The 23,871-nt window shown below is 56.6% G+C and carries 19 protein-coding genes; 5 read left to right on the forward strand and 14 right to left on the reverse strand.

The window, feature by feature from the left end; all coding sequences use genetic code 11:
• Positions 1–22: 22 nt before the first annotated feature.
• The 7 genes from NBV64_RS14755 to scpC all read right to left on the reverse strand — a co-directional run bounded on the left by NBV64_RS14755 (position 23) and on the right by scpC (position 7,342).
• Complete coding sequence (locus NBV64_RS14755) at positions 23–940, reverse strand: ABC transporter permease (protein ID WP_009454860.1); 918 nt, start codon at positions 938–940, stop codon at positions 23–25.
• Positions 940–2,001 carry an ABC transporter permease gene (locus tag NBV64_RS14760; RefSeq protein ID WP_250756030.1) on the reverse strand — a complete coding sequence of 354 codons (1,062 nt, stop codon included), beginning with the start codon at positions 1,999–2,001 and terminating at the stop codon, positions 940–942. The genes NBV64_RS14755 and NBV64_RS14760 overlap by 1 nt, the downstream gene beginning before the upstream one ends.
• Positions 1,988–3,574 carry an ABC transporter ATP-binding protein gene (locus NBV64_RS14765; RefSeq protein ID WP_080748106.1) on the reverse strand — a complete coding sequence of 529 codons (1,587 nt, stop codon included), beginning with the start codon at positions 3,572–3,574 and terminating at the stop codon, positions 1,988–1,990. The genes NBV64_RS14760 and NBV64_RS14765 overlap by 14 nt, the downstream gene beginning before the upstream one ends.
• 86 nt (positions 3,575–3,660) lie before the next feature.
• Positions 3,661–3,852 (reverse strand): YqaE/Pmp3 family membrane protein, encoded by a 192-nt coding sequence (locus NBV64_RS14770; RefSeq protein WP_009454854.1) that lies wholly within the window; start codon positions 3,850–3,852, stop codon positions 3,661–3,663.
• Between the two features lie 134 nt (positions 3,853–3,986).
• Entirely contained in the window at positions 3,987–4,973 is a 987-nt protein-coding gene (locus NBV64_RS14775; protein WP_250756031.1) for a diaminopimelate dehydrogenase, read from the reverse strand.
• A 63-nt stretch (positions 4,974–5,036) separates the two neighbouring features.
• A complete protein-coding gene (leuE, locus tag NBV64_RS14780) occupies positions 5,037–5,672 on the reverse strand; it encodes a leucine efflux protein LeuE (protein WP_026485490.1) in 636 nt (211 codons plus the stop codon).
• 146 nt (positions 5,673–5,818) lie between these two features.
• Positions 5,819–7,342 carry a succinyl-CoA:acetate CoA-transferase ScpC gene (scpC, locus tag NBV64_RS14785; protein WP_009454847.1) on the reverse strand — a complete coding sequence of 508 codons (1,524 nt, stop codon included), beginning with the start codon at positions 7,340–7,342 and terminating at the stop codon, positions 5,819–5,821.
• Between the two features lie 263 nt (positions 7,343–7,605).
• Here scpC and NBV64_RS14790 point away from each other — a divergent pair, with 263 nt between their 5' ends.
• A complete protein-coding gene (locus NBV64_RS14790) occupies positions 7,606–8,514 on the forward strand; it encodes a LysR family transcriptional regulator (protein ID WP_009454845.1) in 909 nt (302 codons plus the stop codon).
• 1,247 nt (positions 8,515–9,761) lie between these two features.
• On the opposite strand, the gene ahpF is transcribed toward NBV64_RS14790, so the two are convergent.
• From ahpF to NBV64_RS14805, 3 genes are all read right to left on the reverse strand, one after another.
• Positions 9,762–11,354 carry an alkyl hydroperoxide reductase subunit F gene (gene ahpF, locus NBV64_RS14795; protein ID WP_250756032.1) on the reverse strand — a complete coding sequence of 531 codons (1,593 nt, stop codon included), beginning with the start codon at positions 11,352–11,354 and terminating at the stop codon, positions 9,762–9,764.
• Between the two features lie 116 nt (positions 11,355–11,470).
• On the reverse strand, positions 11,471–12,034 hold the full coding sequence (ahpC, locus tag NBV64_RS14800; protein WP_009454841.1) for an alkyl hydroperoxide reductase subunit C: 564 nt from the start codon (positions 12,032–12,034) through the stop codon (positions 11,471–11,473).
• A gap of 191 nt (positions 12,035–12,225) precedes the next feature.
• Positions 12,226–13,662 carry an aminotransferase-like domain-containing protein gene (locus tag NBV64_RS14805; RefSeq protein WP_250756033.1) on the reverse strand — a complete coding sequence of 479 codons (1,437 nt, stop codon included), beginning with the start codon at positions 13,660–13,662 and terminating at the stop codon, positions 12,226–12,228.
• 152 nt (positions 13,663–13,814) lie between these two features.
• On the opposite strand from NBV64_RS14805, the gene NBV64_RS14810 reads away from it, so the two are divergent.
• The 4 genes from NBV64_RS14810 to NBV64_RS14825 all read left to right on the forward strand — a co-directional run bounded on the left by NBV64_RS14810 (position 13,815) and on the right by NBV64_RS14825 (position 17,852).
• On the forward strand, positions 13,815–14,705 hold the full coding sequence (locus NBV64_RS14810; RefSeq protein ID WP_026485485.1) for a DMT family transporter: 891 nt from the start codon (positions 13,815–13,817) through the stop codon (positions 14,703–14,705).
• Positions 14,706–14,892: 187 nt separating this feature from the next.
• Positions 14,893–15,630, forward strand: a complete 738-nt coding sequence (locus tag NBV64_RS14815) for a phosphoadenylyl-sulfate reductase (protein WP_153230905.1) — start codon at positions 14,893–14,895, stop codon at positions 15,628–15,630.
• A 9-nt stretch (positions 15,631–15,639) separates the two neighbouring features.
• The gene (gene cysD, locus NBV64_RS14820; protein ID WP_009454833.1) at positions 15,640–16,551 is read left to right on the forward strand and encodes a sulfate adenylyltransferase subunit CysD; all 912 of its coding nucleotides are present in this window, start codon (positions 15,640–15,642) and stop codon (positions 16,549–16,551) included.
• A complete protein-coding gene (locus NBV64_RS14825; protein WP_250756034.1) occupies positions 16,551–17,852 on the forward strand; it encodes a sulfate adenylyltransferase subunit 1 in 1,302 nt (433 codons plus the stop codon). Before cysD ends, NBV64_RS14825 begins: the two co-directional genes overlap by 1 nt.
• Positions 17,853–17,900: 48 nt before the next feature.
• On the opposite strand, the gene NBV64_RS14830 is transcribed toward NBV64_RS14825, so the two are convergent.
• From NBV64_RS14830 to hglS, 4 genes are all read right to left on the reverse strand, one after another.
• Positions 17,901–19,304, reverse strand: a complete 1,404-nt coding sequence (locus NBV64_RS14830; protein ID WP_009454829.1) for an amino acid permease — start codon at positions 19,302–19,304, stop codon at positions 17,901–17,903.
• Positions 19,305–19,458: 154 nt separating this feature from the next.
• The gene (gene amaB / locus NBV64_RS14835) at positions 19,459–20,988 is read right to left on the reverse strand and encodes an L-piperidine-6-carboxylate dehydrogenase (protein WP_152978308.1); all 1,530 of its coding nucleotides are present in this window, start codon (positions 20,986–20,988) and stop codon (positions 19,459–19,461) included.
• A 71-nt stretch (positions 20,989–21,059) separates the two neighbouring features.
• On the reverse strand, positions 21,060–22,364 hold the full coding sequence (locus NBV64_RS14840; RefSeq protein WP_250756035.1) for an NAD(P)/FAD-dependent oxidoreductase: 1,305 nt from the start codon (positions 22,362–22,364) through the stop codon (positions 21,060–21,062).
• On the reverse strand, positions 22,361–23,749 hold the full coding sequence (hglS, locus tag NBV64_RS14845) for a 2-oxoadipate dioxygenase/decarboxylase HglS (RefSeq protein ID WP_031232389.1): 1,389 nt from the start codon (positions 23,747–23,749) through the stop codon (positions 22,361–22,363). The genes NBV64_RS14840 and hglS overlap by 4 nt, the downstream gene beginning before the upstream one ends.
• Positions 23,750–23,871: the final 122 nt, after the last annotated feature.

The following is a 23,871-nucleotide window of genomic DNA, read 5'->3' on the forward strand; positions in this document are numbered from 1 at the left end:
AGTTTCCAGTCATGTCAGTCCTCTAGTTGTTGGGATTGAAGTTTTTGCCAAGCGATGCAGGCATATTCAACCTGATCCAGTTAGCGTTTCGGGAAATTAAAACCAGCACAATAATCGTGGCCAGATACGGCATCATGGCCAGCAATTGCGAGGCTACCGGAACACCCAGAGCCTGCGCATGATAGGTCAGGATCGTGACCCCACCAAACAAGTAAGCGCCCAGCATGACGCGCCAGGGACGCCAGGTTGCAAACGTCGTCAGCGCCAACGCAATCCAGCCGCGCCCGGCAACCATATTCTCGACCCACATGGGCGTGTAAACCAGACAGATGAAGGCACCGGCCAGACCGCAGCAGGCACCACCAAACATCAAGGCACCCAGGCGAATGTAGCGCACGTTGTAGCCCAGCGAGTGCGCCGAGGCAGGCGATTCACCCACCGCGCGCAGCACCAGACCGGAGCGGGTACGAGTCAGGAACCAGGCCACGGCAATACACAGCACCCAGGACACATAGACCATGTAATGCTGCTGGAAAAAAGCAGGACCGATCAGGGGAATATCTTTCAGCACGGGAATGGACAGCTTGGTCACGACCAGGGAGTTGCCAGTAAAGGGCAAGCCAATATAGGCCGAGGCCCCTACCCCGAATAAGGACAGGGCCAAACCACAAGCCACCTGATTCGCGCCCAGCCAGACGGTCAGCCAGGCAAAGGCGGCTGCCATGACCATGCCAACCACCGCGCCCAGCACAAAGCCCAAAGCAGGGCTGCCGGTTTGCACGGCCACCGCAAAGCCCACAATGGCCGCCATCAGCATCATGCCTTCCGAGCCCAGATTGATGACGCCCGACTTTTCATTAATCAGCAAACCCAAGGCTGCCAGGAGCAAAGGGGTGCCTGCGTTGATGGTTGCGGCGAGCAAAGGTGCAATCGCGTCCATTACTTTCTCCAGACCAAACGCTTGGTGATGAGCACGTCACAAGCCAACAAGGAAAACAAGAGGATGCCCTGGAAAATGCCGGTAATCGCATTGGGCAAACCCAAACGACTTTGGGCCAATTCCCCACCGATATAGAGCAAGGACATCACAAAAGAGGAAAAAATCAGTCCCAGCGGGTGCAGTCGCCCCACAAAGGCCACAATAATGGCCGCAAAACCATAGCCGGGAGATATCGAAGGGGTCAGTTGCCCAACCGGGCCCATGACTTCCGCTGCACCAGCCAGACCGGCCAAGGCCCCCGAAATCAGCAAGGAACTCCACAAGGCTTTACGGGAGGAAAAACCGGCGTAACGAGCAGCCAATGGGGCCATACCCCCCACGCGCAAGCGGAAACCGGCCATGCTGCGTGTCAGGAAAAGCCAGGCCGCCACCGACGCAATCACTGCCAGCACAATACCGCTATGCAAGCGCGTGCCGGACAAGACCGCGGGCAACAAAAAGCCGTCCGAGAACAGGCTGGACTGCGGGAAACCAAAACCATCGGGATCGCGCAAGGCACCGTGCACCAGATAGCTGAGCAAGTGCTGAGCCACATAGACCAGCATCAGGGAAACCAGAATCTCGTTGGCATTGAAGCGATCTTTCAGGAAAGCCACGATAGCAGCCCAGGCCATGCCGCCCAGCATGCCGCAGGCCAAAGCCACGGTAATCAGGAAAAAACCACCGTTATCGCCATCGTCCACTTGCAGAATAAAGGCCCCGGCTGCCAAGGCGCCCATCACCAACTGCCCTTCCGCCCCGATATTGAAAATATTGGCTCTGAAACAGATGGCCAGACCGACCGAGATCAGCAGCAAGGGCACCAGTTTGACGCCCACCTCAGCCCAACCATTCAGGTCACGCAAAGGCTCCAGAAAAAATACGTTCAAGCCCGCCAGAGGATTCTTGCCCAGCGACCAGAACAAGGTTCCGGCGACCACCATGGTCAGCAAGACAGCCAGCAAAGGGGAGCACCAGGCCATCAAGGTAGAGGGCGTGGCACGAGTCTCAAGCCTGAGCATGTTCACCCTCCTCCCACAAACCGCTCATCCATTGCCCAATCTGATCAACACTGGCTTGCGCCACGGGAATAGAGGGAGACATACGACCTTTGGAGATAACAATCAGGCGATCGGCAATCGCAAACAATTCATCCAGCTCTTCAGAGATGACCAGCAAGGCACAGCCCGCATCGCGCAGGGCCAGCAGCTCGGCGTGGATCTGGGCGGCAGCCCCTACGTCCACACCCCAGGTGGGCTGGGCAATGACCAGAATGCGCGGCTGACGGGTGACTTCACGGCCAATAATGTACTTTTGCAGGTTCCCGCCTGACAGGCTGTTGGCAGCGGCCTGCTCGTTGGAAGTCTTGACGCGGAAACGCTTGATAATCCCGCCTGCCAGACGGCGAATGCTGGGAAAACGCAGAAAACCGCGCTTCACCGTTTCCGGGTTCTGATGAGACAGCAGCAGGTTCTGAGCCAATGACAATTCCGGCACAGCACCGCGTCCCAAGCGTTCTTCAGGTACGAAGCCCATGCCCTGATCTCGTCGCCAAGCCGCATCGCGTTGGGCAATCGCCTGACCATCCAGCAAAATCATGTCTGCCCGTGCGCGGGTATCTTCACCTGACAAGGCAGCCAGCAACTCCTGCTGACCATTACCGGAAATACCCGCCACCCCCAGAATTTCGCCCTGGTGCAGATCAAAACTGACATCCTGCAATTCACAGGCAAAAGGATGGGATTTGCTTAACTGCAGATTACGCACCTGCAAGAGCGTCCCGCCTTGTTGCATGCTGCGTTCACCCAGAGACTGAGGCTCGGCACCAATCATCAGGCGCGACAGGCTGGCCGTGGTTTCTTCGCGAGGGTCGCAATAGCCGGTGACCTTGCCCATACGCATGACCGTACAGGCATTGCACAGCTCACGGATTTCATCGAGCTTGTGGCTGATATAGACAATGCTGCAACCCTCAGCAGCCAGTTGACGCAAAGTGCCAAACAAGCGGCGTACTGCCTGCGGGGTCAATACCGAGGTTGGCTCATCCAGAATCAGCAGCTTTGGCTTGCCCAGCAAGGCACGCACAATTTCAACCCGCTGGCACTCGCCCACGGACAAAGTATGGATATGACGTTGGGGGTCCAGATCCAGACCATATTGACTGGCCGTTTCACTAATTCGACCAGCCAGCTCCTGCATATTGGTCGAAGCAGGCAAGCCCAATGCAATGTTTTCCGTGACAGTCAGGGTGTCAAACAAGGAAAAATGCTGGAACACCATACCGATGCCCAACTGTCGGGCCGCCGCCGGACTACTGATCTGGACGGGCTGGCCGTCCCACAGAATCTGGCCCTGGTCGGGTTTGACCACACCGTAGATGATCTTCATCAAGGTGGATTTACCCGCGCCATTCTCCCCCAGCACGGCATGAATCTGCCCCGGCAGGATAGAGAGGGAAATATTGTCGTTGGCTACCACCGCCGGATAGGCCTTGGTGATATTGCGAAGTTCCAGGCGTGGCACAGCCTTGGGGTCTACGGATACCGTTTGCTCACCGGACTCAGAAGAATGGCCCACGGGAGACGATAGGGTCATGGCTGTATCAGCAAAAAAGTATAAAACGCCCGAGCAAGCGCATCATGGCCTGCTCAGACGTGCAAAAAGGAAGGAAAACCTAGGGCTTAACGCTTGCCCAGGGCTTGTTCAATTTTCTTGTCAGTTTTGTATTGGCTAAGAGAATATACCGCCCAAATAGCGGCCGGTATCCATCCAATGACGGTCAACTGCAGAATCAGGCAAATAATGCCCGCTACAGGTCGACCGATCGTGAAAAAGACCAACCAGGGCAGAAGCAGTGCGATCAATAAGCGCATGAGAACACTCAATGTAGTGAGGAATGGGCGCTATTTTACCCTTTATTGACCCACTGAATCATTTGTGCGCAAACCAGCAAGACCTGCGGCCCGACTCAGGCAAGCTGAGCCGGGCCGCAGCCTGAAACCAGGATTTACAGCAATTCTTTGCGTAATTGCGCAGGCGATTTAGGCGACAACAGGCCAGGGGCCACGTCCAGCACGGACTGGGCACCGGTTTGACCTTGCTGGTTCATGCGGTAGGCCGCACGCGCGTAGGCAACCAGCACACTGGAGGTAAATTCCGGGTTGCTGCCCAGGTTCAAGGCGTATTCCACCACTTGTTGCGAACCCGCGCCGGACTGACCGCTACGAATCACAAAACCACCGTGAGGCATTGCCGCGTGATCGCGTGCCAGGGTTTCAGCGTCAATAAAATTAACTTCCGTGTCGTAGTCCGCGAAGTAATCGGGCATGGTCACAATGGCTTCACGTACGGCGTCGGCGCTGGCGCCCTCTTCCAGGACCACAAAGCACTGACGCTTGTGTTTTTCACGGGTGCTCAGCTCGGGCTGCTCCCCGTTGCGCACACGCTGTACCGCTGCTTCGATAGGCAAGGTGTATTGCACACCACCGGCTACACCGGCCACACGGCGGATGGCATCGGAGTGACCTTGACTCAAGCCTTTGCCCCAGAAGGTGTACGTTTGGCCAACAGGCAAGACACACTCGCCATACAAGCGATTCAGCGAAAACAGGCCTGGATCCCAACCCACCGCGATCAAGGCGGTCGTGCCTGCGCCTTTGGCGGCGGCATCCACGGCTTCGTAGTACTCAGGGATACGGGCGTGGGTATCAAAGCTGTCTACCGTCGTGAACCAGCGGGCCAAGGCCGGGCCTTGTTCGGGCAGGTCATTTTTAGAGCCACCACAGAGAATCAGCACGTCAATATCATTGCGGTACTGTTCGATCTGGTCCAGGGCGCGCACGGGCACGCCTGCACTTTGCAGACGCAGGGAAGCAGGGTCACGACGAGTAAAAACGCTGACCAGCTCCATGTCCGGGTTTTGTGCCAGGGCCAGCTCTACGCCTCGCCCTAAATTGCCGTAACCTGCAATACCGACACGGATTTTGCTACTCATGGTGTTTTCCTTAAAACTGATAAATAAGTGCTGTCAGAACTGCTGCGCTCTGAAGCAACTGGCTTAGTCGCTGATCATACGGGCGGCAAAGCCCATGAACAGCAGCCCCACCGAGCCATTGCCCATCCGGGACAGACGCTGATGGCGTCGGAAAATTCCTGCCAGGCGATCTCCGCCAAAAATCAGCAAAGACAAATAACAAATGCTGATCAGTTCCACCACCAGGCCCAGCAACATAAAGGCCAGGCCCGTGTGACCTTTGGACGGGTCCACAAATTGCACGAAGAAGGACAGGAAGAACAAGATGGCCTTGGGGTTCAACAAACTCAGGAGCAAGGCCTTGCGAAAGCGGGTTTCGTGACGCAAACGCGTGTCCACAGACTGAACCGGGCCACCTTGCCTGAAGGCCGACTGTAAAAGCCGCACACCCAAATACAGCAAATAGGCCGCACCCAGCCAGCGTATGCCCATATACAACATGGGCAGCGTCTTGAGCAGCGAGGCAGCGCCCAGGGCCGTCAGCGTCATCAAAATGCCGTCGCCCACGACCACGCCCAAGGCTGCTTTATAGCCTTCGCGCACGCCATGTCCGGCGCCACTGGCCAGGACGTATAAAGAATTGGGTCCGGGCAAAAGCACGATAAACACCGTACCCACCACAAAGGCCCAGAAATTGACAATACCGATTTGTTCGAACACGCTGGCCTCGCTAAACGCAGCAGAATCCGCAATTTTAGCGCTAAAAAAATGCCCCTGGCACGGGTGGAATGCCAGGGGCGATCAGGTCAATTTGTAAGGTCTGCGCTGCCGGACTGACTCGGCTACGCATTACCAGACCTGATGGACTACGCAGTCGCAAGTTCCTGGGTCTGGAATTGCTCCTGTTTCATGGTGCCTGCTTGCTGGAAACGAACGTGCCAGGACAAGGCCTCTTCCAGGATGTGGGGCGTGTGGCCACCACGTTTGCTGGCGCGCTCAAGATAGTCCAGCAAAGCAGGACGGTAGTCGGGGTGGGCACATTTTTCGATGATGACGCGGGCACGTTCACGAGGAGCCAAACCGCGCAAATCAGCCAGGCCCCATTCGGAGACCAGCACGGCCACATCATGCTCGCAGTGGTCTACGTGCGACACCATAGGCACCACACTGGAGATGGCGCCGTCCTTGGCGACGGACTTGCTGACAAAAATGGACAGGTGCGCATTACGGGCGAAGTCGCCGGAACCGCCAATGCCATTCATCATGTGGGTGCCACAGACGTGCGTGGAGTTCACGTTGCCATAGATATCAAATTCCAGGGCGGTGTTGATCGCAATAATGCCCAAGCGACGCACCAATTCTGGGTGATTACTGATTTCCTGTGGACGCAGCACCAGCTTGTCGCGGTAGTTTTCCAGGCCTTCCAGGAACTGCGCCATCTTGGGAGCAGACAGAGTCAAGGACGAAGCCGAGGCAAAGCTCAACTGGCCGGAGTCCAACATGGCAATTGCGCTGTCCTGCAAGACTTCCGAGTACATCCTCAGGTCGGTGAAGGGAGAATCCAGCAAGCCGTAAGTCACGGCATTGGCAATCGTACCGATTCCCACCTGCAAGGGCAGCAGGGAGTGGCTCATACGGCCAGCGTCTACTTCGCCTTTCAGGAATTCAATAATGTGACCGGCAATTGCCTGGGTTTCTTCATCAGGTGGCAGCACGCTGGAGGGGCTGTCCAAAGCGTCGGTCACCACAATACCCACGATGCGGGAAGGATCCACCTGAATGGCGGTGGTACCAATACGCTGGTCCACATCCGTCAGTTCAATAGGCTGACGGTTGGGGCGGGCCTCGGGCACATAGATATCGTGCAAGCCTTCCATTTCCACTGGCATGCTCAGGTTCAGCTCAACAATGATTTGTTTGGCTTGCTGGGCAAAGCTGGCCGAGTTTCCTACCGAGGTCGTCGGCACAATTGCGCCGGTTTCTGTAATGGCAACCGCTTCAATGACAGCGATGTCAATGGCAGGCAGGTTGCCCGAACGCATGTGCTCCACCGTCAGGGACAAGTGCTGATCGGTAAACAGGACCTTGCCTTCATTAATATGACGGCGCAGCACCGAGTCCACTTGAAACGGCGAGCGGCGGGCCAGCACACCGGCCTCAGCCATCATGCCGTCGCTATCATTACCCAGCGAAGCGCCGGTAACCACATTCAGTTTTAATTGCTCGGTCTGGGCGCGCTCGGCCAAGGCACGAGGCATGACCTTACAGTCCCCTGCACGGGTAAAACCGCTCATCCCGACATTCATCCCGTCTTTGAAGAAGGCGACTGCCTCCTGAGCGGTCATGACTTTGCCTTCCAATTCGGGGGAACGAATGCGATCCTTGAACATCGTGTGCTCCTGTCTCTGTGTCATTGATCTACCTGTTGTTGCTTTCGGAAGGAGCCAGGGCCGAAAGCGCCAGGCGAAATCTTCACGCAACAGAACGACATCACGCTTTAAACATAGGGGCTGTACAAGCCGGAGATAAAAAGCCGAAATCGCCCTGACAACAGGCGTTTATGTTTTTTGAACAAAGCCAGCATAGCATCGCCATAATGAATAAAATAACTCCCAGGAAGTCGTAAAAGTCATAAACAAAAGGCCTGCCAATCATGGACATCCGATCCTTGCGATACTTCATTGAAACCGTTAAACATCAAAGCTTTACGCAAGCTGCGCAGAGCCTGAACGTGACGCAATCGACCATCAGCAAGATGGTGAAGCAGCTGGAAGATGAGCTGGGTGAGCCCCTGCTGATTCGCGATCACCGTCAATTACAGCTGACTGATTGTGGCAAGGTGGTGCTGGAGCGGGGACAGGAAGTTCTGCAGAGCATGCAGGGCTTGCTGCGAGAGGTTCACGAAGTTCAGGCATTGCAACGCGGCCGCCTGGATCTGGGTATTCCGCCCATGATTAATGTGCTGTTTACGGAAGTGCTCAAGACTTTCAAAAACCGGCATCCGCAGATCGAGCTGATTCTGCATGAAGAAACCGGCATGGGGATTGAGCGTATGGTTGCGGCGGGCACGGTTGAAATGGGGCTGAGTATTCTGCCTTTGGGGCCGGAGCTGAATGTATCGGCTACCCCCGTGGCCAAGCATGCGGTTTGGGCGATTGGCCATAAAGATACGCTGACCGGTGCGCAAAAGAAGATCAAGCTACGGGAGTTGGAGAAACATCCTTTGATATTTCTGGGCGAAGACTATGCCCTGACCCGTATGTTGCGGCGTGCGTTCGCCCATGCGGGCTTGCGGGCGAATATTGCGGCGCAAAGCAATCAATGGGATTGGGTGGCTTCCATGGCACAGGCGGGAATGGGAGTCGCTTTGTTGCCCCAGCCGTTTCTTTCTCGGCTGGAACCGGGGGATTGGGTTGCCAAAGAAGTGGTGGAACCGGCCTTGAACTGGGAAGTGGCGCTACTGTGGAATGGGCGGTATCTGTCGCAGGCGGCCAGAGCATGGCTGCAGGTTTGTACGGATGTATTGGGTGGGAACTGGCCGGAGCTTGAAGGGGATTTATAGCAGGACTATTTATTAGCCCTTGAATGCTCATCGTGTACTCGACACTAGGCCAAGGCCGGCCCAATCGCATTGAATTGCCATGTACATGCAGGAGCATGTCTTTCTTATGTGATGTCGTTTCGGTTTGGAAGAGCCTGGATTAATGAATAGGCAATCTCTGTAAAGCACCACTACTGCGGCCTGCGGGGGCGCCGGGCTTGACCACTTGCCGACGCTGCGCGTCGGTACCCTTGTCATAAAGACAGGACGGGCGCATTCTGAACTCGCGCGATAGCTCGTCCCCCGGACGAGCTATAAGCGTCGCGCTCAAACAGCAGACTGCTTGCATCCCGTCCTGTCTTTCTGCCCGCGGCAAGTAGTCTGAATCGCCCCGCGCCCCCGCAGGCCGCAGCAGTGGTTTAAAGCGTCAGCAAGCATCAAGCCAACTTCTAAGCCTGAGACGGTGTATGCAGTGAGGAAGTATTTACATGTAGAGCTGAATCACAAATCAGCATCAGCACATTCAAATTAGAGCAAGATGATCATGATTGGCCACTGCATCAAAAAACATGTGGGCGGGTAGGTGCTTAGTTGCCAGACAAGCAGATCGACTGACAAGTAAACACGAAGAAATAAATGGACAGATAGACAAGCAGACAGGTAGGTAGGTAGGTAGACCAACAGAAAACAAGAAACCCCGCCAATTTAGCGTCCATCAACAGCTAGTTGGCAGGCTCATGACCATCTGCTCAGAACACATCACAAACCGCCAGTTGTCTCCACATGGAACGTAGGAAATCAAACACCTCTTTTGTTCCACATCCCTGCCAATTTCTCGTACATGAAACGACTGAAAAATCGCGCCATCTCATGCATCGAGCCGCTCAAGCCGGCTGCCCCTGCCTCGGGGCGATTCAGACTGCTTGCCGCGGGCTGTTCTGGAATCCGGGATGCAAGCCCTGTGCTGTTTGAGCGGGACGCTTGTACTTGGTCCGGGGGACCAAGTACGCCGCGAGTTCACAGGGCGCTCGGATTCCAGAACAGACAAGGGCACCGGTGCGCAGCACCGGCAAGTAGTCAAGCCCCGAGGCAGGGGCAGCCGGCTTGAGCGGCGTCTTTCCTGAGACGACTTCTCTCAAAGAACGGGATCTATGCTGAAGCACTCCTGATACACAACAACTACTTATTGCCCCACCCACAGACAAAAAAAAGAGCCACCCCAAACAGGGTGGCCCTCTTGAACAGCCAGGTCCAACAATCAGAAATAATTAAGCAGTCGCTTTCTCTGCAACCGGCTCTTCAACTTCAGCCGAACTACGGATCAGGTAATCAAAAGCGCTCAACGCAGCCTTGGCACCTTCACCAGCAGCAATCACGATCTGCTTGAAAGGAACGGTCGTTACGTCACCAGCGGCAAACACACCAGCCAGCGAAGTCGCACCGCGAGCATCAACCTCGATCTCGCCATGACGCGACAGCCCCACATCGCTGCCCTTCAACCATTCCGTGTTGGGCACCAAACCAATCTGAACGAACACACCATCCAGCTTCAGGCTCTTGGCTTCCTGAGTAGCACGGTCCAGGTAATTCAGACCCACCACCTTGGTGCCATCACCCAGAACTTCAGTGGTCTGAGCCTGCATGATGATCGTCACGTTAGGCAAGCTGCGCAGCTTGGTCTGCAAGACCTGGTCAGCACGCAAGGCATCACCGAACTCGATCAAGGTAACATGCTTGACCAAACCAGCCAGGTCAATTGCCGCCTCAACGCCGGAGTTACCACCGCCAACCACCGCCACATCCTTGCCCTTAAACAAAGGACCATCACAGTGCGGGCAGTACGCCACACCACGGTTACGGTAATCCTGCTCACCAGGCACATTCAGTTCGCGCCAGCGGGCACCAGTAGCCAGAATCACGGACTTGGCCTTGAGCTGAGCACCGCCATCCACATCCACAATGACCTGCTTGCCTTCACGGCGAATGCCTTGGGCACGATGCAGATTCATAATGTCCACATCGTAGGCTTTGACGTGCTGCTCCAGCGCCGTTGCAAACGCAGGACCATTGGTCTCAACTACCGAGATGTAGTTCTCGATCGACATGGTGTCCAGAACCTGACCACCAAAACGCTCGGCCAATACACCCGTACGAATACCCTTGCGAGCGGCGTACACAGCAGCGGCAGCACCTGCAGGACCACCACCCACAATCAGCACATCAAACTCGTCCTTGGCATTCAAGGCTTCGGCACGAGCCGAGTTATCGCCCGTATCCAGTTTGGCCAGCAACTCTTCAGCACTGGCACGGCCTTGATGGAACATTTCGCCATTCAAGAACACGGCCGGAACCGACATGATGTTGCGCTGCTGAACCTCGTCCTGGAACAGGGCACCGTCAATCGCCACGTGCTTGATACGTGGGTTGATCACGGACATGGCGTTCAAGGCCTGCACCACGTCAGGACAGTTCTGGCACGACAGCGAGAAATACGTTTCAAAAACAAAGTCGCCGGGCAGATTACGGATCTGCTCAATCACAGCGGCATCCAGCTTGATCTCATGGCCACCCACTTGCAGCAGGGCCAGGATCAAAGAGGTAAATTCGTGTCCCATCGGGATACCCGCAAAGCTCACGCTAATGTCGGTACCGGGACGATTAATTTGGAAGGAAGGCTTGCGCTCTTGCGCATCCGCATCTTCGCGATAGCTGGTCTTGTCGGACAGACCATCAATTTCTTGCAACAGTTCGCGCAGCTCGACGGACTTGGCGCCAGTATCCAGCGTCGCAACGATCTCGATCGGTTGCGTGATCTTCTCGAGGTATGCCTTCAATTGAGTTTTGATGTTTGCATCTAACATGTGAAACGCCCTTTATCCTGTACTGAACGAAACAACTTGAGGTGCCTGAACCGGTCAGGCACCGGGGTGGCGGCGCAGCGCGCCGACCACCGCTAAAGACCCGTGTTTAAAAGGTCTTAGATCTTGCCAACCAGATCCAGGGAAGGAGTCAGCGTCTTGGCGCCTTCTTCCCATTTAGCTGGGCAAACTTCACCGGGGTGAGCGGCGATGTACTGAGCAGCTTTAACTTTGCGCAGCAGTTCGGAAGCCACACGGCCGATACCGTTGTCGTGGATTTCCAGGACCTTGATTTCGCCTTCTGGGTTCACCACGAACGTACCGCGCAGAGCGATACCTTCCTCTTCGATCAGCACGTCAAAGTTGCGCGACAGCTGATGAGTTGGGTCACCGATCATTGGGTAGTTAACTTTGCTGATGGCTTCCGAAGTGTCGTGCCATGCTTTGTGAGCAAAGTGAGTGTCGGTGGACACCGAGTAAATTTCTACGCCCATTTTCTGGAATTCGGCGTAGTGGTCAGCCAGGTCTTCCAGTTCGGTTGGGCAAACAAACGTGAAGTCGGCTGGGTAGAAAACGAAAACAGCCCACTTACCGGCAACGGTTTCGTTGCTGACTTCGATAAATTTGCCGTTGTGAAAAGCTTGTGCTTTAAAAGGTTTGATGACGGTGTTGATCAAAGACATATTTGCTCCGGTGAGTGATTAATCATTGACAGTAAAGCCATTATAGGAAGCCACTGCCGATTAGTAAAATTGATTAATGCAATAACGTTCATTGCTATTAGCTATCGCGCGTCGCATAAAAACTTCTTTCTATGCGTCGCACAGACTTATGCTAACAGAGCTGGATGACAGTGCAACTATCAGCGTTCAAGCTATAAGGCTACTTCGCTGGGCACGGGGCTGGAGGACTGCTTGGCGTTGAACAAACAACGGGCAAAATCCTGCCAAAACTGCGCATCGTCGCCTAAAGAAACATTAATACGCATATATGTAGATGGTTGCTGTTGCGGGGAAAACAAGGCCCCCGGCACCAATAAATGCCCTGGTCGCCCCAAAGCACGCACCAGACTTTCCGTATCCACACCCGTATCCACCCAGACAAACATGCCCGCCTGGGGTGGTGCGTCCGGCGCCAGGCCTACATGCGCCAATTGCTCCAGGGTTTTATGCCTGTCGGCGTTGGCGTGACGGCGCAACCGCTCCAGGTGTTTGCGATAGGGTCCATCTACCAGCACCCGGTGAATGACCCGCTCACCCAGCTCCGGTGACGTCAGCCCTGCCAGCATTTTCAGATTCACCAAAGACTGCAGGAGTTCGGGAGCTGCTGCCATATACGCCACCCGCAAACCAGCTGCCATGACTTTGGAATAGCCCCCCACCAATGTCACCCGGTTCAGTTGATCCAATTGCGCTAGACGGCAGGCAGGATTGGCGTGCAGCTCGCTATAGGTATCGTCTTCAATAATGTGAAAGTCCCAGGTCTGGGCTAAAGTCAAAATGCTGTGCGCCACCGCCGGACTCAAACTAAAGCCGGTGGGGTTATGCACCACGGTATTCAAAATAACCAGACGTGGACGATGCTCGCGCGCCAGCTGCTCCAGTACCGCCAGGTTCGGACCATCTGCGCGGCGTGGCACACTCAGCACTCGCACATCCACCACCGCCAGGCGAGCAAACAAGAGATACCAGGCCGGATCTTCCACAACAACCGCATCACCAGGCCGTAACCAATGGCGCAGAAGCAAATCCAGCGCCTGCGTAACACCACTGCACAATAAAAGCTGCGTATCAGGATCTGCCTGTATGCCGCTATCTTCCAGCTGTCCCGCAATGTGCTGACGCAAGGGCCGGTAGCCATGCGAATGCCCATAGCCCAGCAAGTTGGAGCCGGCGCTACGGCTGACCTGCCGCAAGGCCGCCAGAATCATCTCGTTATCCAGCCACTGACTGGGAATGCCCGCGCTGTCGCTATGCCCCATGAAACTGTTCAACATCCAGTTCACATCTATTTTGCGCGGCTCATTCTTTTCTACATGCAGGGATTCGGAACGCAGGCGTCGAGGGCTGCGCACCCGCACAAAGAAACCGGAACCGGGCCGGGACTCCACCAAGCCCAAGGCCATCAACTTGTCGTACGCGGCCACAACAGTATGCGTACTGACCCCGGCAGACTGCGCCAACCGGCGCACAGAGGGTAAGCGACTGCCGCCCCGATACCGCAAATGCAGGGCCTGCTGCACCCAGGCGACCAGTTGATCGCTAAGTGTCACGTCCGAACCGCGCACGGGCTGCCAATCCAACCATTCCATGATGCTGAGCTCCAAGCGAGAAAACCGACTGTAGCGGAAGTTTGACCAGTACAGCTTGACCGACTGATTGATGAACTGTATCGCAACTGTATTGTTTATTTATTTTAAGCTCAAAGCTGTGATAAACCTATTTCTTATCCGTGGTGATTTTCATGAGCCGCAGCACCAGTCTTCCCATGCCCAGTACCGCCCCAGCATTGCTGATCTATCTCTACGCTTTTATCGGGGTTACCGTCTTTGCCTTCACCTTGCCCATGACACGGCTGGCGGTGCAAAGCTTTGACCCTTGGCTGGTCGGAATGGCACGAGCCAGTATCGCGGGGGTGTTTGCGGCCATCATCTTGCTGGCAACCCGCAGCCGTCGCCCCACTGCGTCGGAATGGCGCGGGATTGCCCTGTCCTGTACAGGTGTGATCGTAGGCTGGCCCGTGTTTTCCTCGATTGCCATGCAGACCGTGCCTTCCTCGCACGGGGCCGTATTGAGCGGGCTGATTCCTTTGGCCACCGCCATTGTTGCCTCCGCCCGCAGCGGTGAACCCTTGAGCCGCCGCTTCTGGATGCTGAGCCTGCTGGGTGCCGTACTGGTGCTGCTCTACGCTTTCTATATCGGTGAAGGCGCCCTGCAAACCGGCGATATCTGGTTGGCTCTGGCGGTATTCATGTCTGGCGTAGGCTATGCCGAAGGGGGGCGTGTTGCCCGTACCCTGGGTGGCTGGCGCACCATCTGCTGGTGCCTGGCAGCCAGCTTGCCGCTGACCATTCCTGCCACCCTGTGGCTGACTTTTCCCATGACAGAAATGCCCTCTTCCCAATCTGTCATGGCTCTGCTCTACCTGGCCCTGTTCTCTTCCTTGCTGGGTTTCTTCCCCTGGTACAAGGCCATGGCCATGGGTGGTGTGGCCCGTATTGGTCAGGTACAACTGGCCCAACCCTTCCTGACCGTGCTGATTTCGGCAGTATGGTTAAGCGAGCAAGTGGACTTGCTGACCTGGCTGTCCTGCATCGTCATCATCGCCATTATTGCCGCCAGCCGACGGGCCTGAAAACACAATGACAAGGCGGCTAAATACAGCAAGGGCATATTCACCTAACTAATACTTCGTTCCCAGCGAGGGCTCGCGCAAGCACACTGGCTCATCACTTCATGAACCATGTAAAGGCGATAGCGCGGCCCACGTGACTCCGTTTTGAGCAGGGCCGGTACTGGTATTGCCGCAAGGACATCTGATCATGCCCGCCCAAGCCCCTGCCGCGCTTGCCCTGAGCGCCCGGCCACTAATGCTGTGGAAACAGCTGCGCGACGATCTGCAATACATCGCGCGCGAACACACGGATGCCGTTCTGGCCAGTTCCCTGGCTGCGGAAGACATGGTGCTGTTTCATGCCATGTCCATCTACACCCCCGAGTTGCAAACTGTCACCCTGGATACTGGTCGTCTGCACGAAGAGACCTTGCAGCTGGGGCGGGACATCCAGCAGCACTACGAACGCCCCATCCTGTTTTTTCACCCGGATCCGGACCGGGTGCAGGAACACGTCAGCACTCATGGCACACACGCTTTTTACGAAAGTGTGGAGCTACGCAAGGAATGCTGCGCGATCCGTAAGGTAGAGCCACTGCGTCGTGCCTTGCAAGGCCGATCAGCCTGGATTACCGGTCAGCGCCGCGAACAAACAGCCAGCCGCACCGAACTGTCCAGCAAGGAATACGACAGCGTCTTTGGGCTGCAGAAATTCAATCCCTTGATCGAATGGACTCAGGACGATGTCTGGGCCGTGATCCGTGGCTTGAGCATCCCCTACAACCCGCTGCACGACCAGGGCTACCCCTCCATAGGTTGCGAGCCCTGTACGCGCGCCATTCGCCCCGGTGAGGACGTGCGCGCCGGGCGCTGGTGGTGGGAACAGCGCGACAGCCTGGAATGCGGCCTGCATGCCAGCAATCTGAATAGCAGTGTCAACACCTGAAGGAACCCCATGGGCGAACCACTCTCTACCCGTACTCATCTGGACTGGCTGGAAGCCGAGGCCATTTTTATTCTGCGTGAAATCGCGGCTGAAGCTGAAAAACCCGTGCTGCTGTTCTCCGGCGGCAAGGACTCCGCCGTGCTGCTGCAATTGGCCCAGAAAGCCTTTGCGCCCGGCCCGCTGCCGTTTCCCTTGATGCATGTGGACACCGGCCACAATTACCCGGAAGTGATCGAATTTCGGGATCGCCGCGCCGCCGAGCTGAACGCCGAACTGATTGTGCGCAGCGTGGAGGATTCCATCGCGCGCGGCACCGTGGTGCTGCGCAATGAAACCGCCAGCCGCAACGGTGCCCAAGCCGTCACCTTGCTGGAAGCGATTGCCGAGTTTGGCTTTGATGCCTGTTTCGGTGGCGCCCGCCGTGATGAAGAAAAAGCCCGCGCCAAAGAACGTATCGTGTCTTTTCGCGACGAATTCGGCCAATGGGACCCCAAAGCGCAACGCCCCGAGCTGTGGCACTTGTTCAATACCCGTATTCACAAGGGCGAGAACCTGCGCGTCTTCCCGATTTCCAACTGGACCGAGCTGGACGTGTGGCAATACATCCAGCGTGAGGCCATTGATCTGCCATCCATCTACTACACCCACTCGCGCGAAGTGGTGGAGCGTCAGGGGCTGATCGTACCCATCACGCCATTGACTCCCTTGCTGGATGGGGAAACCTCTGAATGGCGCGATGTGCGTTTCCGCACCGTAGGCGATATTTCCTGCACCTGCCCGGTGCTCTCTACCGCCGCGTCCGTGCAAGACATTATTGCTGAAACCGCCTTGGCCACCATTACCGAGCGTGGCGCCACCCGCATGGATGACCAGACGTCCGAAGCCTCCATGGAACACCGCAAGAAACAAGGATATTTCTAATGAACACAGTCAATGACGCCTGGCTGCAGGCTGCCGATCAAGGCGTGCTGCGTCTGATTACCGCTGGCTCCGTGGACGACGGAAAATCCACCTTGATTGGCCGCTTGCTGGTAGACAGCCAGGGCGTGTTTGCCGACCAGATTGCGGCCATCCAGCGCTCCAAATACAAGCGTGGCGAGGACGCCGAACCCGATCTGGCCCTGCTGACCGACGGCCTGGAAGCCGAGCGCGAACAAGGCATCACGATTGACGTGGCCTATCGCTACTTCGCGACCCCCAAACGCAAATTCATCGTGGCCGATACCCCCGGTCACGAGCAGTACACCCGCAACATGATTACGGGGGCCTCCACCGCCCAGGCCGCCATTATTCTGATCGATGCGCACCGCGCCAAGGACGGTGAACTGCTGACCCAGACCAAGCGCCACAGCACGGTTGCCAAATTGCTGGGCCTGCGCCATATCGTGGTGGCGGTGAACAAGATGGACCTGGTCGATTGGGACCAAGCCGTGTTCGACCGTATCCATGAAGCCTATCGCCAACTGGCTACCCAGCTGGGGATTGAGCACTTTCACATCATTCCGCTCTCGGCCCTGAAGGGCGAGAACATCACCCGGGCTTCGCCACACACGCCTTGGTATCAAGGTTTGCCACTGCTGCCTTTGCTGGAATCGCTGGATCTGCGCGAGAACATTCAGCGCCCTGCCCGTTTGTTTGTGCAATGGGTGGCGCGTCATGGCGGCAGCCGTGCTGATGGCTTCCGTGGCTACGCCGGTCAGCTCAGTGGCGGCCGTATCCAGGTGGGCGATAGCGTTCAGGTGTGGCCTAGCGGAAAAACGGCGGTGATCACACAGCTGTTTCGCGCGGGTACGGAACAAACTTCTGTCAGCGACGGGGACGCCGTGACCGTGGTGCTGGACCGTGAACTGGACATTTCACGGGGCGATTTGCTGACACTGGCCCATGAAGAAGTAAGCACCAGCAAACACTTTGATGCGCAGCTGTGCTGGCTGGACGAGCAGGCCTTGAACACCACCCGCTCTTACTGGTTAAAACAAGGCACACGCCTGACCCAAGCCAAGGTGCAAGCCGTTCATGCCTTGCGCGATGTACATAGCCTGCAAGAGCAGCAAGCCACTGGCAGCTTATCCCTGAATGATATTGGCCGTGTCAGCCTGGTCAGCCGTGACCCACTGTTGCTGGACGATTATCAGGATCATTCCAGCACGGGCTCTTTCATCCTGATTGACCCCAGCACGAACCAGACCGTGGCTGCTGGTCTGGTCCAGAAGCGCGTATAAAGAACAGCCTGCGGCAGACCCACGTCTTGCCGCAGGCACCGTATAAGATCACGACGCCTCTTGCTGCCTGACAGACCGGCCCCGTGCTGAACTGCGCCTGAGCCTCATTAATGCCGCCAGCACAATACACGCGCTCACACCCAAAGTCATGGCTAACTGATAGCGGTACGCCTCCACCATCGCCATATACACCAGCACCGCCAAGATCAGCACGATGGACAGATAAGTCAGCCAGGGGAAAAACCACATCTTGAATGGCAAATCTATGCCTGAGTTTTCTGCCTGGCGACGCAACAGTAGCTGGGACACAGCAATCACCAAATAAACGATCAGGGCAATCGCACCCGTTGTGGATAGCAAGAACGAAAACACCTGTCCAGGCAAGAGATAGTTCACCAGGCAGCCTGCAAAACCGGCCAAGGTCGATACAAGTACGGCGTTATAAGGCACACCTTTGGACGATACCCTGGCAATACAAGCAGGAGCATCACCACGGACGGACAGGGAATAAATCATTCGAGAGGCCGTATACAAGCCGGAGTTCATGCAGGAAGTCACCGCAATCAGTACCACTACATCCACAACTAGCTTAGCCCCAGGCAAGCGAAGAACTTCCAGCGTGCGCTGAAATGACCCTACCTGCATCAGCCTGGGATCGTCGTAACCGACGATCAGCACAATCAAGGAAATCGACAACACATAAAACAGGGAAATACGGTAGACCACCAGATTGGTCGCCTTACGTATCTTTTCCTGCGGGTTATCAGTTTCGGCGGCGGCAATCGTCACGATCTCCGCCCCAAAAAATGAAAACATCGTAATCAGGATACCCGCCAACACGGCGCCCATGCCTTGCGGCGCGAAGTTGCTGAACACGGGAATCATCGGCACCTTCCCCCCGTCAACCCAGGGCCAGAAGCCGGTCAGGGCGCAGAGACAGGCCACAATGAACACAATAATGGCCAGCACCTTGATCAAGGCAAACCAGAACTCAAACTCGCCAAAATTCTTGACACTAAACAGATTGGTCATCGACAAGGCGACCATGATGACAATGGAAAACTGCCACGAAGGGATACCCGGCATCCATTGATGCAAGATATAGGCCCCGGCAATGGCTTCAACGGGAATGATCAAGCCCCAGAACCACCAATACAGCCAGCCAATGGAAAATCCCGCCCAGGGCCCGATCGCCCGCGCGGCATAGGTGGAAAATGAGCCACTATCAGGATTGGCGACAGCCATCTCGCCCAACATCCGCATGACCAGCAGCACCAATGCTCCCGTCAAGATATAGGACAGTACCGCTGCCGGCCCGGTCTTCGCGATGGCATTGGCTGATCCAATGAACAGTCCGGCACCAATGATCCCCGCGATAGAGATCATGGACATCTGTCTTGAGTTCAGGCCGTGCGCGAGCGCACCCTGGCCTGCCTGTTCAGGCATGGTCATTATTGTCTCCTCGCTTTTTATTCAATGGCGGGGCAGTTCTGACCCGCCCGGGGCGCCCCGACGATATGCTTCGCTTGCTATAGGCGCACGTCACCCAACAGCCAGGCCCGGCCGATCATCGGCTAGGACCCTCCGTCCGAACGCTCAGGCAGCGTCAAAGGTCAAACTTCACCCCCTGAGCCAATGGCAATTCTCGGGAGTAGTTGATGGTATTGGTCGCCCGGCGCATATAGGCACGCCAGGCATCGGAACCGGACTCGCGCCCCCCGCCGGTTTCCTTGTCCCCACCAAAGGCGCCACCGATCTCCGCCCCGGAAGTACCAATATTGACGTTGGCAATACCGCAGTCCGAACCGCTGGCCGACAGAAACTCCTCAGTTTCACGCAAGTCATTACTGAAAATGGCGGACGACAGGCCTTGCGGAACATCGTTTTGCAGCGCCAGTGCCTCGGACAGGTTCTCATAGCGCAGCACATACAAAATAGGTGCGAAGGTTTCCTGCCGTACCGTATCGGTCTGGCTGTCCATTTCCACGATGGCTGGTCTGACGTAATAGGCCGATGCGAACTCATCCTCCAGCACCCGCTCTCCACCGCTAACCCGCCCCCCTTGAGCACGCGCCGCATCCAGTGCGGTCTGCATCGCCTCAAAAGAGGCCCGATCGACTAAAGGTCCCAGCAGCGTTCCTTCCTGCAACGGATTGCCAATCCTGAGCTTGCCATACACCTGCTTGAGCCGTTCTACCAGTTGCTCACTGACACTACGATGCACAATCAAGCGTCGTGTACTTGTACAGCGCTGCCCCGCCGTCCCGACCGCCGCAAAGACAATCCCCCGGACCGCCAGATCCAGATCCGCATTAGGCGTGACAATAACGGCATTATTGCCCCCCAGTTCCAGCAAAACGCGCCCGAAACGACGCGCCACACGAGGCCCCACTTCCCGACCCATCCGTGTGCTGCCGGTGGCCGACACCAGCGCCACCCGGGGATCATCAACCAGTAGCTCTCCGGCTTCGCGCCCACCAATCAGCACTTGGCTCAGGTGCGCCGGCCCGGCCTCATACCGCGCCATTGCCCGCTCAAAGACAGCCTGGCACGCCAGGGCGGACAAGGGTGTTTTTTCGGAGGGCTTCCAAATCACGGCATCGCCACACACCAAGGCCAGCGCAGTATTCCAGGCCCACACCGCCATGGGAAAATTAAAAGCGGTGATCACCCCGACCACTCCCAATGGATGCCAGGTTTCCAGCATGCGATGACCCGGCCGCTCAGAGGCAATTGTCAAACCGTAGAGCTGTCGGGACAAACCCACCGCAAAGTCGCAGATATCAATCATTTCCTGGACTTCACCCAAGCCCTCACTCGTAATCTTTCCAGCCTCCAGGGAAATCAACTGGCCCAAAGCCTGCTTCTGGGCCCGCAGCTCCTGGCCCAGCAGTCGAACCAGCTCACCTCGTGCCGGCGCAGGCACGGTACGCCACACCTGCCAGGCATCATGGGCACGAGCAATCGCCTTGCTAAGCTCCTCGCTGCTGTGAGGCCGCAGATGGGCCAGAATGCCCCCGTCGATAGGCGAGCGCACCGACATTCCCCCTTGAACATCCAGCGCAGCCGTCACACCCAATTGGGCCAGGGTGGAATGTGCCAGTTCGCTTGTCTGCGTCATGCTTGTGTAAGTCATACCTGTACCCTATAAAAAATGCGGAATATCGGCTTTCAGAAACACGCCCATTCCTTAAAAAAAGTCTGTCCTCAAGACCGACGCCGCCCCTGGGGGCTGCGGGCACCGACAAGATGCGCCAACTGTGCGCCATATTCATAAACTGCCTCCTTCCCAGACTTGCATGGGACCGACTTGAGCGGAGACAGCGGTAAAGGCAGCTCTTCCAACTTGATCCGCCCCAGAACCAGATGCGCCAGCTCACGTCCAAAGACCGTTCCAGGAGCAATGCCACGCCCGTTGTAGCCGCTAAATGACAAGACCTGTCGCCCCAGTTGATGCAGGCGGGGCACGGCATCAGACGTCATGCCTATCCAGCCATACCATTCATAATCAAACTGCACGTGCTTCAAGGCCGGAAACAAGTGCTGCAATGCGCGTTGCGCCCACGCCTTATGTATTGCTTGTCCGCGTCCGCGCAATGCCCCCACACTGCCAAACACCAGGCGACCGGCTTGATCGAAGCGGTACGAGGACAAAACCGAACGCGTATCCCACGCACCCTGCCCCCCCGGCAAAATCTGGGCGCGCAGTGCAGTATCCAGCGGTTGCGTGGCCACATTGAAATAAGGCAGACGCACCAGTTCTGCGGGCAAGGCTGGCCAGATATCGCTGGTATAGGCATTGGTCGCCACAATGACCCAAGGTGCCAGCACCTCCCCATCCTGCGTTTGCAACACCCAGTGCGTGCGACCATCCTCAACCCGCCTGACGGCACTTTGCTCGCAAATGCGGGCCCCCGCCGTGATCGCTGCCCGCGCCAGTCCTCGAACATAGGCTAAAGGCTGGAGCGTGCCCGCGCGTCGGTCCAGCAAGGCACCCGCATAGGCGGTGGTTCCCGTTGCCGCCGTAGCCTGTGTGTGATCGAGCAACTCCACCGGCGCCCCGAGAGCTTGCCATTGCTGCCAACGCTTCCGGATGTTGCGAAGGCCACCCGCGCCGACCGCGCAGTGCAAAGTACCATTCTGCACGGCCTGACAATCAATCCGGTGTTGGGCTACCAATTCATACACAGCAGCCGGCGCCCCGCTTAACAAGTGCAATAGGCGGTCCCCGTAATAAGAACCCAATGTTTTGAGCAGCGTCTCTGGCTCAATCCACAAGCCAGCATTGACCAGCCCCACATTTCGTCCCGATCCACCAAAGCCGATCTGCGCCCCTTCCAGGACCACTACCCGCGCTCCAGCCTGTGCCAGATTCAGGGCCGCGGACAAGCCGGTAAACCCAGCGCCAATAACCGCAACATCCGCTTGGACTTGGCCTTGTAAACGCTCGCAGACCAGAGGGGCTGGAGCTGATGCCTGCCAGAGTCCATGGCTGCGCCCGTCCGCGTTCATGACCTCGACTCCGCCAGAAAACGTTGCTGCAAGGCGTGCTCGGAACGCATCTGAGCAGCGCGGTAAAGTTCAATTTCATCCAGCACGGGGCCACCCAGATCGCGTTCAAACTCAGACCGAGCCGCTTGCGATACATAGTTTCTCTGTTCAGCATCCCCCAAGTTGGACTGGAAAATCCCCGCCGCGCTAACTGGCAGAAAATCCTCGTAAGTAATGGGGGTCAATGCGACTACGCCGCGCTTGATCAAATCAGGCAGGTTCCAGGGCCGGCCGGCAGCCAGTTCCTGCTGCCAGATAGCAGGATCCCGTGGTTCAAACCGAAAAAAAGCCAGCCCACGCTCGTACATTTCATCGCTGTCATCTGGAAACTGAGCAAACACGTGCTGGAGACGTTCGGCATACGTCTGTGTAGTAGCGGCTTGCTGCCCGGCATCTCTGGCTTGAGCCAACAAGGAGTCATAAAGTGCCCGGCCCGCCTGGGTCAAAGCCACGCCACGTTGCTCTATCTCACCAAAACGTGCGGTATGAGACCCTACCCTGGCTTGACCGGCAAACTCAATCTCCTCCTCCAAGGCTTTGAAACTGGTTTGGCGCAACAAGATGGGATGGCGCCTGCGCGGTGGACCTTCAATCAGTTCTTTGGCAGGGATCCCCCATTGCGGCATGGCCTCTTGTACCGCATCAATATCCAGGGTTCTGGGAGTCAGGTGATTGATATGGGGGCCCTTGAAACAAACAATATCGGCCACCAGACGATGGGCCTCATGCAACTTGCGATACGTGTCCTGATCGACAGTCGCCTGGCGATGCCAGCGAAAAACAGTGGTGGCGGCAGCCACAAACTCCGTGACCTGCAGTTCGGTCAGGCCACCAGACATGTGCGCCTGTTCCGCCAACTCCAGCAACCCTGAGGGAAAAATAGTCCGTTGCGATAAGATTGCAGCTGCCTGCGCTCGCAGATTCGCATCCTCTATCAGCTCCAGTCTGAGCAGAGAGGTGAACACCCGGAAGGGATTGGTTTGTAACGCATGGTCGTCCACAGGGCGAAACGCGGTGGAGTGGACGGGTACACCCGCCACCGACAGATCGTAATAACCAACGGGATACATACCCATGACAGCAAAAATCTTTGCAATCCCTTTGAGCTCCGCCGCTGTACCAACCCGAATGGCGCCATGGCGCTCCACATCCAGACGGGTCAGCTCCGACTGCTGCTGCAAGGCGCTGCGTAATGCTGGGTCATGCTTGAGCACACTGGCATTGATCTCGTGCACCAGGCTCAACAAGGCCCCGTACTGTGGCACCTCCTGCTGATACATGGCCGACATGGCGCCTGAGAAACGGGAACGGATTTCGTCCTTAGAAACAAAAACAGAGGTGTCCATAGAACCGCCAGCAAATTGCATGACCTGTCGACAAGGCAAGGTCAGTCCATTAATGAATCACTTCCGTGTACTCGTATGCACTCCTTCACACCACAGCCAGCGGAAGCCCGTCATCTTATAAG

Origin of the sequence: Alcaligenes sp. DN25 (assembly GCF_023674485.1) — a bacterium.
GTDB lineage: Bacteria > Pseudomonadota > Gammaproteobacteria > Burkholderiales > Burkholderiaceae_B > Alcaligenes > Alcaligenes phenolicus.

Bases quoted from the DNA above. Each gene is read 5' to 3' on its own strand.
- NBV64_RS14755 (WP_009454860.1), bottom strand. From the start codon at position 940: ATGGACGCGATTGCACCTTTGCTCGCCGCAACCATCAACGCAGGCACC.
- NBV64_RS14760 (WP_250756030.1), bottom strand. From the start codon at position 2,001: ATGCTCAGGCTTGAGACTCGTGCCACGCCCTCTACCTTGATGGCCTGG.
- NBV64_RS14765 (WP_080748106.1), bottom strand. From the start codon at position 3,574: ATGACCCTATCGTCTCCCGTGGGCCATTCTTCTGAGTCCGGTGAGCAA.
- NBV64_RS14770 (WP_009454854.1), bottom strand. From the start codon at position 3,852: ATGCGCTTATTGATCGCACTGCTTCTGCCCTGGTTGGTCTTTTTCACG.
- NBV64_RS14775 (WP_250756031.1), bottom strand. From the start codon at position 4,973: ATGAGTAGCAAAATCCGTGTCGGTATTGCAGGTTACGGCAATTTAGGG.
- scpC (WP_009454847.1), bottom strand. From the start codon at position 7,342: ATGTTCAAGGATCGCATTCGTTCCCCCGAATTGGAAGGCAAAGTCATG.
- NBV64_RS14790 (WP_009454845.1), top strand. From the start codon at position 7,606: ATGGACATCCGATCCTTGCGATACTTCATTGAAACCGTTAAACATCAA.
- ahpF (WP_250756032.1), bottom strand. From the start codon at position 11,354: ATGTTAGATGCAAACATCAAAACTCAATTGAAGGCATACCTCGAGAAG.
- ahpC (WP_009454841.1), bottom strand. From the start codon at position 12,034: ATGTCTTTGATCAACACCGTCATCAAACCTTTTAAAGCACAAGCTTTT.
- NBV64_RS14805 (WP_250756033.1), bottom strand. From the start codon at position 13,662: ATGGAATGGTTGGATTGGCAGCCCGTGCGCGGTTCGGACGTGACACTT.
- NBV64_RS14810 (WP_026485485.1), top strand. From the start codon at position 13,815: ATGAGCCGCAGCACCAGTCTTCCCATGCCCAGTACCGCCCCAGCATTG.
- NBV64_RS14815 (WP_153230905.1), top strand. From the start codon at position 14,893: ATGCCCGCCCAAGCCCCTGCCGCGCTTGCCCTGAGCGCCCGGCCACTA.
- cysD (WP_009454833.1), top strand. From the start codon at position 15,640: ATGGGCGAACCACTCTCTACCCGTACTCATCTGGACTGGCTGGAAGCC.
- NBV64_RS14825 (WP_250756034.1), top strand. From the start codon at position 16,551: ATGAACACAGTCAATGACGCCTGGCTGCAGGCTGCCGATCAAGGCGTG.
- NBV64_RS14830 (WP_009454829.1), bottom strand. From the start codon at position 19,304: ATGACCATGCCTGAACAGGCAGGCCAGGGTGCGCTCGCGCACGGCCTG.
- amaB (WP_152978308.1), bottom strand. From the start codon at position 20,988: ATGACTTACACAAGCATGACGCAGACAAGCGAACTGGCACATTCCACC.
- NBV64_RS14840 (WP_250756035.1), bottom strand. From the start codon at position 22,364: ATGAACGCGGACGGGCGCAGCCATGGACTCTGGCAGGCATCAGCTCCA.
- hglS (WP_031232389.1), bottom strand. From the start codon at position 23,749: ATGGACACCTCTGTTTTTGTTTCTAAGGACGAAATCCGTTCCCGTTTC.